At 68.7% G+C, this 11,794-nt stretch carries 19 protein-coding genes; 7 read left to right on the forward strand and 12 right to left on the reverse strand.

The genetic code is table 11. The annotated features are described in order from the left end of the window. Positions 1–279 (forward strand): serine hydrolase (locus N912_RS59355; RefSeq protein ID WP_037070353.1); only part of this gene is annotated, 279 nt, incomplete at its 5' end. On the opposite strand, the gene N912_RS0147285 is transcribed toward N912_RS59355, so the two are convergent. The 6 genes from N912_RS0147285 to N912_RS0147310 all read right to left on the reverse strand — a co-directional run bounded on the left by N912_RS0147285 (position 266) and on the right by N912_RS0147310 (position 3,745). Beyond that, a complete protein-coding gene (locus N912_RS0147285; protein ID WP_051581793.1) occupies positions 266–1,558 on the reverse strand; it encodes an SGNH/GDSL hydrolase family protein in 1,293 nt (430 codons plus the stop codon). The genes N912_RS59355 and N912_RS0147285 overlap by 14 nt on opposite strands. Beyond that, complete coding sequence (locus N912_RS0147290; RefSeq protein ID WP_037070355.1) at positions 1,555–1,935, reverse strand: VOC family protein; 381 nt, start codon at positions 1,933–1,935, stop codon at positions 1,555–1,557. The genes N912_RS0147285 and N912_RS0147290 overlap by 4 nt, the downstream gene beginning before the upstream one ends. A 122-nt stretch (positions 1,936–2,057) precedes the next feature. Further along, a complete protein-coding gene (locus N912_RS0147295) occupies positions 2,058–2,468 on the reverse strand; it encodes a hypothetical protein (RefSeq protein ID WP_028927920.1) in 411 nt (136 codons plus the stop codon). Next, positions 2,465–2,692 carry a hypothetical protein gene (locus N912_RS59360; RefSeq protein ID WP_211261650.1) on the reverse strand — a complete coding sequence of 76 codons (228 nt, stop codon included), beginning with the start codon at positions 2,690–2,692 and terminating at the stop codon, positions 2,465–2,467. The genes N912_RS0147295 and N912_RS59360 overlap by 4 nt, the downstream gene beginning before the upstream one ends. 105 nt (positions 2,693–2,797) lie before the next feature. Continuing rightward, on the reverse strand, positions 2,798–3,202 hold the full coding sequence (locus N912_RS59365) for a dihydrofolate reductase family protein (protein WP_051581795.1): 405 nt from the start codon (positions 3,200–3,202) through the stop codon (positions 2,798–2,800). A 111-nt stretch (positions 3,203–3,313) separates the two neighbouring features. Continuing rightward, on the reverse strand, positions 3,314–3,745 hold the full coding sequence (locus N912_RS0147310) for a hypothetical protein (protein WP_028927921.1): 432 nt from the start codon (positions 3,743–3,745) through the stop codon (positions 3,314–3,316). Positions 3,746–3,863: 118 nt separating this feature from the next. Between N912_RS0147310 and N912_RS61400 the strand changes: the two genes are divergently transcribed. Then, positions 3,864–4,334, forward strand: coding sequence for a MarR family winged helix-turn-helix transcriptional regulator (locus tag N912_RS61400; RefSeq protein WP_169748088.1), 471 nt, complete (start codon positions 3,864–3,866; stop codon positions 4,332–4,334). Here the strand turns inward: N912_RS61400 and N912_RS0147320 are convergent. Next, positions 4,308–5,003, reverse strand: a complete 696-nt coding sequence (locus N912_RS0147320; RefSeq protein ID WP_028927922.1) for an alpha/beta fold hydrolase — start codon at positions 5,001–5,003, stop codon at positions 4,308–4,310. The two genes, N912_RS61400 and N912_RS0147320, sit on opposite strands and share 27 nt — an antisense overlap. Before the next feature lie 134 nt (positions 5,004–5,137). On the opposite strand from N912_RS0147320, the gene N912_RS64340 reads away from it, so the two are divergent. The 5 genes from N912_RS64340 (at position 5,138) to N912_RS64355 (ending at position 9,065) form a co-directional block, all read left to right on the forward strand. Continuing rightward, positions 5,138–5,296, forward strand: coding sequence for a hypothetical protein (locus N912_RS64340; RefSeq protein WP_156994443.1), 159 nt, complete (start codon positions 5,138–5,140; stop codon positions 5,294–5,296). Positions 5,297–5,802: 506 nt separating this feature from the next. Then, complete coding sequence (locus tag N912_RS63090) at positions 5,803–6,270, forward strand: lanthionine synthetase LanC family protein (RefSeq protein ID WP_084212089.1); 468 nt, start codon at positions 5,803–5,805, stop codon at positions 6,268–6,270. Positions 6,271–6,283: 13 nt separating this feature from the next. After that, positions 6,284–7,126, forward strand: a complete 843-nt coding sequence (locus N912_RS64345; RefSeq protein WP_037070358.1) for a thiopeptide-type bacteriocin biosynthesis protein — start codon at positions 6,284–6,286, stop codon at positions 7,124–7,126. 11 nt (positions 7,127–7,137) lie between these two features. Next, positions 7,138–8,340 carry a methyltransferase, FxLD system gene (gene fxlM, locus N912_RS64350; protein WP_028927924.1) on the forward strand — a complete coding sequence of 401 codons (1,203 nt, stop codon included), beginning with the start codon at positions 7,138–7,140 and terminating at the stop codon, positions 8,338–8,340. An 86-nt stretch (positions 8,341–8,426) separates the two neighbouring features. Beyond that, complete coding sequence (locus tag N912_RS64355) at positions 8,427–9,065, forward strand: hypothetical protein (RefSeq protein WP_156994444.1); 639 nt, start codon at positions 8,427–8,429, stop codon at positions 9,063–9,065. Here N912_RS64355 and N912_RS64360 read toward each other — a convergent pair. The 5 genes from N912_RS64360 to N912_RS59390 all read right to left on the reverse strand — a co-directional run bounded on the left by N912_RS64360 (position 9,046) and on the right by N912_RS59390 (position 11,628). Then, the gene (locus N912_RS64360; RefSeq protein WP_156994445.1) at positions 9,046–9,429 is read right to left on the reverse strand and encodes a hypothetical protein; all 384 of its coding nucleotides are present in this window, start codon (positions 9,427–9,429) and stop codon (positions 9,046–9,048) included. The two genes, N912_RS64355 and N912_RS64360, sit on opposite strands and share 20 nt — an antisense overlap. Before the next feature lie 253 nt (positions 9,430–9,682). Further along, positions 9,683–10,423: a hypothetical protein gene (locus N912_RS0147350; RefSeq protein WP_028927925.1), complete on the reverse strand. Its 741-nt coding sequence runs from the start codon at positions 10,421–10,423 to the stop codon at positions 9,683–9,685. Continuing rightward, positions 10,420–10,728 carry a PadR family transcriptional regulator gene (locus N912_RS0147355; protein WP_028927926.1) on the reverse strand — a complete coding sequence of 103 codons (309 nt, stop codon included), beginning with the start codon at positions 10,726–10,728 and terminating at the stop codon, positions 10,420–10,422. The genes N912_RS0147350 and N912_RS0147355 overlap by 4 nt, the downstream gene beginning before the upstream one ends. A 319-nt stretch (positions 10,729–11,047) precedes the next feature. Beyond that, positions 11,048–11,203: a hypothetical protein gene (locus N912_RS61705; protein ID WP_245645961.1), complete on the reverse strand. Its 156-nt coding sequence runs from the start codon at positions 11,201–11,203 to the stop codon at positions 11,048–11,050. Positions 11,204–11,307: 104 nt separating this feature from the next. Beyond that, positions 11,308–11,628, reverse strand: a complete 321-nt coding sequence (locus N912_RS59390) for a DUF6247 family protein (RefSeq protein WP_028927927.1) — start codon at positions 11,626–11,628, stop codon at positions 11,308–11,310. Between the last annotated feature and the right edge of the window lie 166 nt (positions 11,629–11,794).

The raw sequence follows: 11,794 nt of genomic DNA on the forward strand, positions 1-11,794 counted from the left end.
CCCGCCACACTGCGCACGGCACTGCGCGAGGTCACCCTTCCCCGCGTCGGCCCGCCCGAGGGCGACCAGCTGGCCCTGATATGGAACCTACGTCCTCTCGACACCCACGACCTGCTCTTTCACGCCGGCGCCACCCGCGGCTTCACGACCTTCATCGGCTTCAGCCCTCGCACCCACACCGGCCTGGCCGCGCTGACCAACACCACCCCCACGTTCGGCAACAAGTTCGTCCAAACCGCCTACCTGGAACTACGAACGCTGCGGGTCAGAGTGTGTTGAGGTCTATGGCGTCTGCGATGGCTTTCATGCCGGCATCGTTGGGGTGCATGTTGTCTCCGGAGTCGTAGGCGGGGAGCAGGGTGTCGGGGTTCGCCGGATTGCCCAGTATCCGGTCGATGTCGGCGACGGCGTCGTACTCGCCGCTGTCGCGGATCCATTGGTTCAGGGCTATGCGTGTCGCGTTGTTGGCTTCGGTGAAGTAGAGCGGATTGCCCCTGAACGGTGGGACGGTGGCACCGATGATCTTGATGCCGTGGGTGTGGGCGGCGTGGATCAGCGCCCGGTGGCCCTCGATGAGCCGGGCCGGGGTGACCGCCGGGGGTGCGGCGCAGCCGGTGTCTGTTCCGCCGAGACCGATGTCGTTGATTCCTTGGAGCACGATCACGGTACGTACTCCGGGTTGTTCGAGCAGGTCGCGGTTGACGCGGGTGGTGGCCTTCTCGCCGGCGAAGCATGGGTAGTCGGTGAGGACCATGTTCCCGTTGATGCCGGCGTTGAGCACGCCCATGGGTTTGCCCTCGGCGATGAGCCGGTCGGCGAGTAGGTCTGGGTAGCGGTGGTTGGAGTTCGGCGTCGACATGGATCCGTCGGTGAGGGAGTCGCCGAACGCGACCACGGCGTGGCCGGGCCGGTTGGGTTCGCCGGCCACGTCCACGCCGGTCAGGTAGTACCAGGAATGGCTGGTTTCGCCGGCGAACGCCGCCGCGTCCTGGTCGAGCAGGTGGTTGCCGTCGGCTCGGTAGGTGGTGGTGAACCCGGCCTGGTGGAAGGTGGCCGCCCCGGTCGGCTCGGCGAAGTAGGCGGTGACCGTCAACGTCTGCCCGGGCGCGACGGACAGGGGCACCGCGTCGGAGGCCGCGGTGACGCCTTCGGGGATCGTCGTGGATGGTGAGCCGGCGAACCTCAGCGCACGAACGGTGCCCGGTTGGACCGCCGCACCGTTGCCGGCCACCGCGATCGTCGCCCCGGCGATGCGCAGCGGCGTGGCGCCGTAGAGGTTGGACAGCCGGATGCGCACCTGTGAGCCCCCGGCGCTGACCCGGACCAGTTGCCGGACGGACTGTTCGGCGAACCCCGCGAGCGACCAGTTGGGGCCGAACCATTCGTTGCCCGGCATGGCCCGTTGCTGGGCGGCCGCCCAGGTACCCGACCAGGCCGGTCCGGCGCCGGCGCCGTCATGGGCGGGCGTGCGGGACGACGCCGCGCAGCCGGACAGGGCGGCCAGCGCCACCACCGTCGCGGCGCCGGCCGCGACCGCACGGCGCAATGACCACTTCATGACGAAGTTGTGTGGCTGAAGATCGTCAGTACCGAGCCGTCGGGGTCGCGCATCCACGCCACCCGCAGGCCCGAGGTGTCCGATGAGATGCCGTCGTCGTCGAGCTCGAACGGCAGCTCGTCACGACCGAGGAACCTGACCCCGCGTGACCGGAGCATCCGTACCGCGGCGCGGGCGTCCGCGACTCGGAAGCTGGCCAGCGGCCAACTGGCCGATCCCGCGTCCGTGAACCCGGCGAGCAGGTAGATCACCGTGTTGTCGTCGCCGTGGACAAGCCACCCGCCCGGTGTTTCCTCGCCGGTCAGGCCCAGCTTGCCTTCGTAGAAATCACGCGCCCGGTCGAGATCGGTCACGGCAATGACGGGTCCGACGTGCATGGCACTCCTCAGGTCCAAGGTCCGCGCAACCGCGTTGAATCTCCTTGGTCCAGACCGACCTGAACAGCGGATCTCATCGGCCTGTGTGCGTCCGTTGGGGCACCGGGCGGAACGCCATGACCTCAGGTGGTGAGAGCGATGACGGCGAGGTCGGGGTTGATGAGGTGGAGCGGTTCTGGGTGGGTGGTGACCACGGGCAGGTTCCATCGTTGGGCGCGCAGTGCGACGTGCCCGGCGGTGAGCAGGTCCGGTAGGCCCACCTCGGCGAGGGTGAGGCCGACCGCGGCGGCCTCGGCTTCGTCGAGTGGCTCGACGCGCGTGCCGGGGTAGTCCAGCAGCTCTTGCAGCCCGTCGCGTTCACGCTCCGTGCTGGTGCGCGCCCACGCCGCGGTCACCGCGATCGCCGGAGCCATCAGCATCGACAACCGGCTCACCGCGGTCCAGACGAAGGCGTGACAGTCAGGCGCGTTGCGCGTGTAGCCGGTGATCAACGGCTCGTCGAGGACGTAACCGGTTTGCGCGAGCGAGGTCACGCGGCGGGATTTCTCGACCCCGTGGCGTGATCGTCCAGAAGGGCGGACACCCTGGCCAAGGACTCAGGGTCAGGCCTGCCGAACCGGGCCTCGATCCGCTCGAGCATGGCGCCCCGGTCCGCCTCCGTCGGCAGGGTCGCGGCGAGCTCGCCGACCAGACCGCCGATGGTTGTGCCCTGTTCCTTGGCCAGCCGTGCCAGCCGTGCGTGGGTCTGATCGTCCACCTTGATCATCTTATAGGACACACGACCATGGTACACCGAAGTTTACCGACACCGAAGCGCCCGGGGTTGGCGCCGCGCTCGCCAAGATCCGCGCGTGGTTGCCGATCAGCTTGATCGCGGGTGCGCCGTGAAGACGTGCGCGACGGCTCCGCCGCTGAAGACGGTGGTGCTGCCCGGCTCGATGGTGAGCGGCGCGGGGAAGAGCCGCTCGCCCGCGCCCAGGACCACCGGGTGGACGAGCAGGCGATATTCGTCGATCAGGCCGGTCTCGACCAGTGCTCGGGCGAACCGGGATCCGCCGTGGGCAAGCAGGTACCCGTCGCGGTGTTCCTTCTTGAGCCGGGTGACGGCGTCGGCCAGGTCTCCGGCGACGATCGTCGTCCCGTCCCAGTCGGCGGAGGTGAGCGAGTCGGAGAACACGATCTTGGAGATCTCGTTCATCGGCTTGGCCAGCGGACTGGGTGAGCTGGGCCAGTGTGCGGCCATGTCCGCGTAGACGCCGGCACCCATCGACCAACTTTTCCCCCGTGGAAGACACCGCCGTCGCCCTTCGCGACCTCGGGGACACCCTGAACCGCGCAGGCCAGATACAGCAAGCCCGTGATTCCTGGCAGGAAGGCCTCACGATTCTTCGAGGAACTCCACGCCCCCGAAGCTGACGCGCTCCGCGCACGGCTGGGCGTCCGGGTGTGACACCCACCGTAGGCGCACCGTGTTGGCCGGTCGGCCAGCGTTGGACAGGTCGGTCAGGAAATCGGCGATGTGTCGCGCCAGCGGGTGAGCCGTTCCCAACTCGTCCGGGATCAGCTCCGGCTCGCGCTCACGGTCGCCGGCCTTGGCCAGCTGGTTGAGGTTCGTGGCCGCGCCGCTGGGTAGCCGGCGCACACCCATCAGCTCGGCGGCCAGGGCGCGGCGTTCCAGCACGCTGAACCGCCGGCCGTGCTCGGCGACCAGGCGGTGCGGCTGGGCGGGCTGTTCGCTGTCCGGTGAGGCGGTGGTGGACGGTGGCGGGATCGCGATCCCGGGGCAGCCTCCGATGAGCGCGACCGACACGGGATCCCCGGCCTGGGCGGATTCGGGTCCGATGACGAGCAGGCCTACTCGTCGGAGCCGGCCTGGACCACGCTGATGTGGGCGGCGGGATGCATCAGTGCAGATCTATCTTGAGTGGGTGGATGCCTGGCAGCTTTACCTCCTCGCCCGCGTATTCCGGCAGATCGCGCTACGCGCCACCGCGGATCCCGGCCAGCCACCCGCGTCGCTGAGCGTGCTGGCCATCGTCGAAGACGTCGCGCGTCACCCGGGCACCTCAATCAGCGATGTCACCCAGCGCACCCATCTGGCGCAAAGCCTGGTCTCCAAGACTGTCACCCAGCTGTCTGACGCTGGGGTGCTCACCTGTCAGCGAGACCCCTCCGACGGCCGTCGCACCCTGGTCAGCGTGGACCCCACCGCACACACCCGCGAGTTCGTGCCGCGCGGGGCACGCCCCATCGATCAAGCCATCCGCCAGACCCTGCCCGACATCACCGTCGAACAACTCAACCGCGTGCTCAACGCGCTAGACACACTCGCCGACCAGCTACTCGACAACCCGGCGAGCCAACACTCGGCCTCATTCGTTCCTGAGATCGGCTCGTGAGGATGATCGCGCGAGGAACGCTGTGATCGCGGCTACGAGCTCCGGGCTGGTGAGCGCGGTGACGTGGTTGCCTGGTACTCGGGTGAACCGCGCGCTGGGCAGCGTCGCGACGAGGGTGTCGAGGACATGACAGAGGGCCTGTGGGTCGCCGCCGGATTGTGTGATCCAACGCGCCAGCTCCTCGTCCGGTGACCCGGGCTCGATGACGCCCCGATGGGTGAGGGCGCTCAACACATGGCGGCGCCGGCCGGCGCGGCTGGTCGTGCGGTCGAGCGCGTCGAGTCCTTGGCCGGCCACGATCGCGTGAGCCGGCCCGACGCCTCGGACCAGCATCCGCGGCACGATCCGTGCGCCTAACGAGTAGCCGCCGAGGTCGTAGTCGTCGAGCCGGAGCCAATTGATCAACGCGAGCCCGTCGTCGGCCAGCACGTCGGGCGGGTAGGACCTGGGATCGTGCGGCCGCGCGCTGTCGCCGTGGCCACGCGGATCCGGAAGGATCACGCGGTATCCGTGCTCGGCGAGGGTCGCTACCGGGTCCCGGTGGATCCAGTGCAGGCCGGTGGACGTGAAGCCGGGCAACAGCACCAGGGGACGGCCCTCGCCCGTCTCGCGGTAGACCAGTTCCAGGCCATCGCGTCCGGGGAATCGATGTACGGGCGGGTCAGCCACGTCGCGGTGTCCTTGCCGTTTCTGGCCCCCGGCTGGAGTTGCGCGAGATGGGCACGGGCATCCACCCAGAAGATATATATCTGTAGTGATGTATCTTGTCAGATGGATTCCCGTTCCCGACGAGAGGATCGATCATGGACAGGACCGAAAACGCGGCCGGCGGCGTCCCACGTCGTCGGCGCCCGTGGAAGAAGATCCTCATCATTGCTCTGGCGGCCGCCGTGTCGTGGGGTGTCAAGATCGCGGTTTTCGGTGGGGTGGGCTACGCGCTCTTCAGCGCCCTCTTCCACTGAGGTTCGGCTCGCCGGTTAGTCCGGTGCGGCGGCCGGTGACACGCTTCTTGACGACAGCCCTAGACCTAGCGGGCCGCCCGCTAGGTCTAGCGGACCTCTAGCGGGCAATTCCGGCCCTGACCAGGTGTCTAGCACTCCTAGCGGGCCACGGGCACGACACTGGAAACCGGCTGAAACGACCGTTTATCGTAGTCACCACAAGAACCCGCTAGAGCCCGCCTGACCAGGGTTAACGCGCTAAACAAGGGGTTCGTGCTAAGCGCGAACCCCGACGCGAACCCACGGGCGAACCCGGACACGAACCGGGCGAACCGAGCCGCGCCGCCGGCGGGCCGGAGCTGGGCAAGGGTGACGGCAGGGTGACGGGGTTTCGTCTCCCGCTTCGGTTCGGCCTTCGCTTCGCCCTTCGGTTCGGACTTCGCCTGCCCGGCTCGGACGTTCAGCGCGTCCTGGCAGGTCAGACCCGGTAAACAGCACCCTCGTGCGACCCCGACAAATACAAGTATTTGCCGGACGCGCTTGTTGTTGACCGGCCTCGGAGCCGGCCGGCCTCCTACGGTTGCTCCAGCGGGCCCCGGCGCCCTTCGTGGTGCTACGGCACTCCCGGCATCGCACGGGCTGTGCAGATGGCGGGAATCGCCACTGGTGATCATGCCCGCCAGGGACGAGCAGAGGACGCCTTGTCCCGCTGCCTCGCCGACCCCGCCCAGCTGGGCCGGCTCACCGACCCGGCGGTGTGCCACGGCTGGGCCGGCCTGGTCGCTACGGTCTGGCACGCCGCCGCCGACGCCCGCTCACACACCCTCGCCGATCAGATGCCGAACCTGCTCGAAGCGCTGCTCGACCGCATCCTCATCGACAGCCCAGCGAACGCGCGGCCCGGTCTGGTCGAGGGCAGCGCCGGGATCGCGGCCACCCTGCACAGCCTCCTGACCGGAGTGCACGGCTGGCAGACCTGCCTGCTGATCGCCTAACGAGGGTCACGCGATGAACGAGATCACCGACCAGACCAACCCCGACCCCGTGTGGGGGCAGGTCAGCCTGTGGTGCGCGAACTGGCGGGCCGCCGAGCAGATGGCCACCACCCACCTCAGGCCACAACTCGCGCGGGCCGAAGACTCCGGGGAACTTGCTCGCTGGTGGTTCGTCCGCAAAGCCACCTGCTGGCGGGTGCGTTACCTGCCCCGGCCCGGCCGTGACGACCAGGCACGCGCCCACGTCGGACGGATCATGCGCGGACTGGCCGCCGAGGGCGCCGTCACCCGCTGGGCGCCAACCCTCTACGAGCCTGAGACCCGCGCCTTCGGCGGGCCGGCCGGCATGGATCTCGCCCACGAGCTGTTCCACGCCGACAGCCATCACCTGCTCAACCACCTGCACCGGCAGGGAGATCGGCATCGTGCCGAGCTGGGCGTGCTGCTGGCCTGCGAACTCATGCGCGGTGCCGGGCAGGACCACTACGAACAGGGCGACATCTGGGCACAGCTCGGCGCGCACCGGCCGGCCACCCGTCCACCCGTCGCCACCGAAATCGACAGCGTTCACCGGCTCCTCACCGGCCGCGCCACCAGCTCGCTGTGCGACCCGACCTGGCTCGCCGCGTTCCGGGACACCGGCGCGGCGCTGACCGATCTCGCGCACGAGGGCGGCCTGACACGCGGTCTACGCGCCGTGCTGACCCACCATGTTCTGTTCGCGTGGAACCGGGCGGGCATCTCCAGCCACACACAGGCGCTCTTGGCGCAGGCCGCCGCGGCGGCCGTCTTCGACCGCGAGCTCGACCCGCCGCGCGCGGTTGACGATCAGCCCGCCCACAACCGACACCGATAAGGTCAGCCGCGATGCCCACCACCGACACCGCCCGCGACGCCGAGCAGCTCCGAGCCGGGCTGGTCGACTACATCCGCGGCCGGGGCACCTTCCAGACCCAGGCGGTCGAGACGGCATTCGCGACCGTCCCCCGCCACCTGTTCCTGCCCGACGTGGACCTGGAAACCGCCTACGCGCCCCAGGTCGTGGTGACCAAGCGCGCCCCCGACGGCAGCGCGCTCTCCTCGGCGACGCACCCGAACATGGTCGCCTCCATGCTCGAGCAGCTCGCCGCACAACCCGGACACCGCGTCCTGGAGATCGGCGCGGCCACCGGCATCAACGCCGCCCTGCTCGCCGAACTGGTCGGCCCCACCGGCAGCGTCGTCACCATCGAGATCGACCAAGACCTCACCGACGGCGCCCGCGCCGCGCTGGACACCGCCGGATACCACCACGTCGAGGTGATCTGCGCGGACGGAAGCCTTGGCCACCCCGAACACGCGCCCTATGACCGGATCATCGTCACCGCCGGCGCCCCGGACATCCCCTCCACCTGGTGGGCACAGCTCGCCCCCGAGGGCCGCATCGTCGTGCCGCTCGAACTCCACGACAGCGGCCTGACCCGCTCCATCGCGTTCGACAAGACCAGCGCCGACCGCATGATCAGCGCCTCGGCCAACGTGTGCGGATTCGTCCCGCTACGGGGCGCCTACAACTGTGCCGAGCGGACTGTCCCACTCGGCGAGGACATCACGCTCCTCCTTGCCGTCGACGACGTCGCGTCCAACTCCCTGAGCCAGGCACTCACCTACCCGGCACACGAACAGTGGCCAGGCATCACGATCGATGACGACGACCCGGTCGAACACCTCGACCTCTGGCTCGTTACCACCGCCAGCAACTTCGCCCGGCTCTCCGTGCCATCACACGCACGTCCACGGGTTGATCCCGCGCTGCGCTGGGCCGGCGCCGCCCTCCACGACGGCAACGGCACCCTCGCCTACCTCGCCCTACGCCCGGCAGGCGAGCACACCGACGAACTCGGCGTCATCGTGCACGGCCCGGCCGCCACCTCCTTCGCCGCCCACACCGTCGAGTTGCTGCACCACTGGCGGAAGCAACGGCCCACCCAGCCCATCATCACCGCCCAACCCGTTGACACCCCTGCCGAGCAACGCCCGGTCGGAACCCACATCAACAAGACGGACACCACGTTCACCATCAACTGGTGAAGCTCCAGGACACAACCAGCGCTGCCCAGCACCCGGCCCTCGTCCAGCGGCGCCTTGAACGCGGCGGACGAGCACAGGAGTAGTGAATGCCGCTCACCAACCGCAGGTACGGCACCATCGCCGAAAAGTCCGACCGGGCCGCCGACGACGAGATCCGCGCCTGGCGGCGCAAACGCCGCACCCCGCCAGCGGCCACCACCACACCGCCCGCCCCAGCCCTCAACGGCACCCGAGACAGCCCAACCGACGAGATGCCCCGACCAATCCGCGCACGCATCACCGACAAGCCAACCCAGACGATCGAGACACTCGCCGAGCAGGCACGGCGGACACGGCTGCTCCAACAGCGTCGCCGACGCTCTGGCCCACCCGTGCTCACCCTGGCCTGCCCGAACTGCGGGCACGAACCCGCCACCCGACCCGAGGCCCTGCGCCAACGTGCGGACCTGGCGGTGGTCTGGCTCCACCAAGACACACCACGCGGGCCGATCACACGCCGCCAGTACTGCGCAAGCTGCCAGCCCCACAACACCCAAGCGGCCGTGTTCGAATGCGCCCGCTGCGGCGACGGCCCCATCCTCACCGGCACCCTGGCCACCCACATCAACTACCACGGCCCCCGCCAACTGCCCGCTGAACTGCGAACATGGCTAACCGGCCACGGCTGGCGACTCAGACCACAACCACTATGCCCACACGAGCAAGCTACGAATGGCGGCTCCTGACACGGTCCTTAACGACGGGCCGGATCGTGCCGTGCGGGGTGCCGGTGCTCGGTTCCCAGATGACGGTGTCTCCGTCACGTCGGACCGACATCCATAGAGATCCGCAGCCAGGCGTCCAGCAGGTGCAGACACCGATCATCACTGGTGTGGGATGCGCGGCGGGCACCAGGAGCCGGGCCTCGGGTGGCACGAGCTTGGCCGGATCGACCGGGTTGTAGCGGTACGGGTGCCTGCGTGGCGTGCCGTCCGGCAGCAGCAGAAGTTCTTCGCGTTCGAGGATGTCGACATCGTCGACCAGGAGTAGCGTCACAGGGTTGTTGTCGCGGACATCGGTGACGACGTCCAGCGTGTGCGGCCGAGTCATGCGACCGAGAGCAGGTCCGATCTACGTGAGAAGGACATGCAGCTGAGAAGTCTCGTCAGGGTGTCAGTGGGCGTTTCTCACTTCGTGTCAGTGATCGTTCACGTCGTGTCAGTTGGTGTGTGCGCTACAGGCGCTAGCTGGCACCACGTTGATGGCGTGAGCTGGTGATCGGGCGGGGTAGCTGGCCCTGGTTGTCGCCAGATCCCGACGCTGGTTGTCACGGCTATTGCAGTCCTCAAGGTCGCAGGAGGACTCACTCCGGTGGCGTCGTCGCTCTCCCCGCGGCGATGAGGAGTACAAAACACGGTGGCACAGCAAACAGAACCCACGGCGAAACATGGGCTTGGGCGTCAGCTTGGACGTAAGTGGCGGTGAAGATCGCTAGTGCAATGACGATCAGGAGTAGTGACCGCGCCGTGAGCAGCCGGGGGTGGCGTGTGTGTCGCACATACGCGGGCACCCGTTCGACTTGCTTTGCCCTTGTCGGTCCGGACACGTCAAGGGGGCCGTGTTGCTCGCCGACGTGCCTGCCGAGCGTCACCGACCTGTGTCGGGGCTCCACGCTGGGCATCGCTCTCCCTGCGGCGACGAGGAGCGCACTACCTGCCACAAAAGCGATCAGAGTCCACGGTGGCGCCTTGGTCTGGACGTAAGCGAAGCCGGCGATCGCAATCGTTCCGGTGGTCCAGAGCACCGACCACGCCGTGAGATGGAACCTCCCGGTGCGGGCGCCCGTGTGTCGCACACGCGCGGGCAGGCCCTCGAACAGCACGGTTTCGAGTTGTTCGGCGACGAAGAACCAGCGCCTGTGTCGGGGCAGCTCGTACATGTCGGCGGGCAGCTGGCGGCGGCGCACGTGCCCGGGCGGGTACAGCTTGACCAGCAGGCGCAGGGTGAGCCCGGGAAGGAAGCCGAACAGCACGACGACGCCGAAGAACCCGCTGAGCGCTTGCCAGGACGCCAGGTGCGTGGTCAGCTCGGTGATCTCGTTCACCGGGCGTACCCCCAGTTGAGGCCCGCGAACCGAGTCTCGGTCTCGGCCCGGGCGAGCGTCGCGCCGAGTTCGCGGCGGCCGTCGTCGGTCAGCTCGTAGTAGCGGCGCGGCGGCCGGTTCACCGCTTCGGCGCGGTCTTCCCAGCCGTCAGTGAGCCAGCCCTCGGCGAGCATCCGGTCCAGCAGCGGGTACAGCACCCCGGACCGAACCCCTGCCTCGCGGGACAGGTAGTAGCCCCAGAACCGCCGGTTCGGATCGACCATCATCACGATGGCAACCTTGACCAGCGGCTTCGTCCGACGCACGCCGGTAGTCTACATAGGGGTCGTTCCCGTAGTCTACATAGAGTTCGCCCAGCCAATATGGCACCGGGCGCTCGATGGACACGCGTGCCGATGGTCGGCCTTGCGGGAGTCGAGTCGACCCGGCTTTGTGCGACGATTTCCGAGGTGAGCAGCGAACCAGCGGCCACCACAGCCGTCGCTACCGATGCCGACGAGGTCGAACGCCATCCGTGTCCCGGTGTTGCCGGACAACCGTAGTTGTCTGGGAACGGATGTGGAGCGTGGCGACGCCCAGACGGCAGTTTGCTAACCAGGAACGTGGCGACGGTGGTGGGCGTGGTCAGCCGACCCACTGAACCATGAGGACGTGCACCCGCCGTTGGTCCTCCTCGACCAGATAGACCACCTGGCCGTAGGTGGCGAACGGTTGGACCCGCAGCGCCCCGTGCGGCTTGTCGCGGCGGTAGGGCTGTCCGGACCAGGGAGCGGTCTCCAACAGCACACGGACCTCGGCGTAGCCGGCCAGGGCTTCGCAAGGCAGGGCGTCGACGTCTGGCTGAGCGTTCTCGTCGGTAACGACGGTGGGTGTACGCCCTCGTGCTACAACCGGGCCTCGGTGACCGCGACCGGCTCGTCCGCCGGCGGCACGTGCCCGGTGAGCAGCTCGGCGGCCCGGCGCACCATCCGGCGGTGCCGGGCCGGGTCACGCGTGATCCACGCTCGGGTCCGCCAGTGCTCCACGGTGTCCAGCACGCCGGTCAGCTCCAGCGTCCGCCCGGCCTCCTCCAGCGCCGCGCGGTAGTCCTCGTCGAACCGCTCGCGGTACTCCGGCAACAGCGCGGCGCGCACCTCACGCGGCGTCGCGCCGGGCAGCGGCAACCGCGGCAGCGACTCGGAGCCGCGTGCGACGGGAGACGTCATGCCGAACACCATAGCCACCGCAGGGCCAGCGACGCAGCCGTCCGCGCCGCTGGAGGTTGCGCCTGCGATGGATCCGCCCCGGGAGTCAAGGGTGCGCTTGGGGTACTACTGCACCCTTGGCACCCCCGACGACACGCCGAAACCCGTCAGTCCTGACCTGACGTGA

It is taken from the genome of Actinospineispora acaciae DSM 45401 (assembly GCF_000620785.1).
GTDB lineage: Bacteria > Actinomycetota > Actinomycetes > Mycobacteriales > Pseudonocardiaceae > Pseudonocardia > Pseudonocardia acaciae.

What these genes read in the sequence shown, in the direction of transcription:
- N912_RS0147285 (WP_051581793.1), bottom strand. Translation starts at nt 1,558, where the DNA reads ATGAAGTGGTCATTGCGCCGTGCGGTCGCGGCCGGCGCCGCGACGGTG.
- N912_RS0147290 (WP_037070355.1), bottom strand. Translation starts at nt 1,935, where the DNA reads ATGCACGTCGGACCCGTCATTGCCGTGACCGATCTCGACCGGGCGCGT.
- N912_RS59365 (WP_051581795.1), bottom strand. Translation starts at nt 3,202, where the DNA reads ATGGGTGCCGGCGTCTACGCGGACATGGCCGCACACTGGCCCAGCTCA.
- N912_RS64340 (WP_156994443.1), top strand. Translation starts at nt 5,138, where the DNA reads ATGGACAGGACCGAAAACGCGGCCGGCGGCGTCCCACGTCGTCGGCGC.
- N912_RS64345 (WP_037070358.1), top strand. Translation starts at nt 6,284, where the DNA reads ATGAACGAGATCACCGACCAGACCAACCCCGACCCCGTGTGGGGGCAG.
- fxlM (WP_028927924.1), top strand. Translation starts at nt 7,138, where the DNA reads ATGCCCACCACCGACACCGCCCGCGACGCCGAGCAGCTCCGAGCCGGG.
- N912_RS64355 (WP_156994444.1), top strand. Translation starts at nt 8,427, where the DNA reads ATGCCGCTCACCAACCGCAGGTACGGCACCATCGCCGAAAAGTCCGAC.
- N912_RS64360 (WP_156994445.1), bottom strand. Translation starts at nt 9,429, where the DNA reads ATGACTCGGCCGCACACGCTGGACGTCGTCACCGATGTCCGCGACAAC.
- N912_RS59390 (WP_028927927.1), bottom strand. Translation starts at nt 11,628, where the DNA reads ATGACGTCTCCCGTCGCACGCGGCTCCGAGTCGCTGCCGCGGTTGCCG.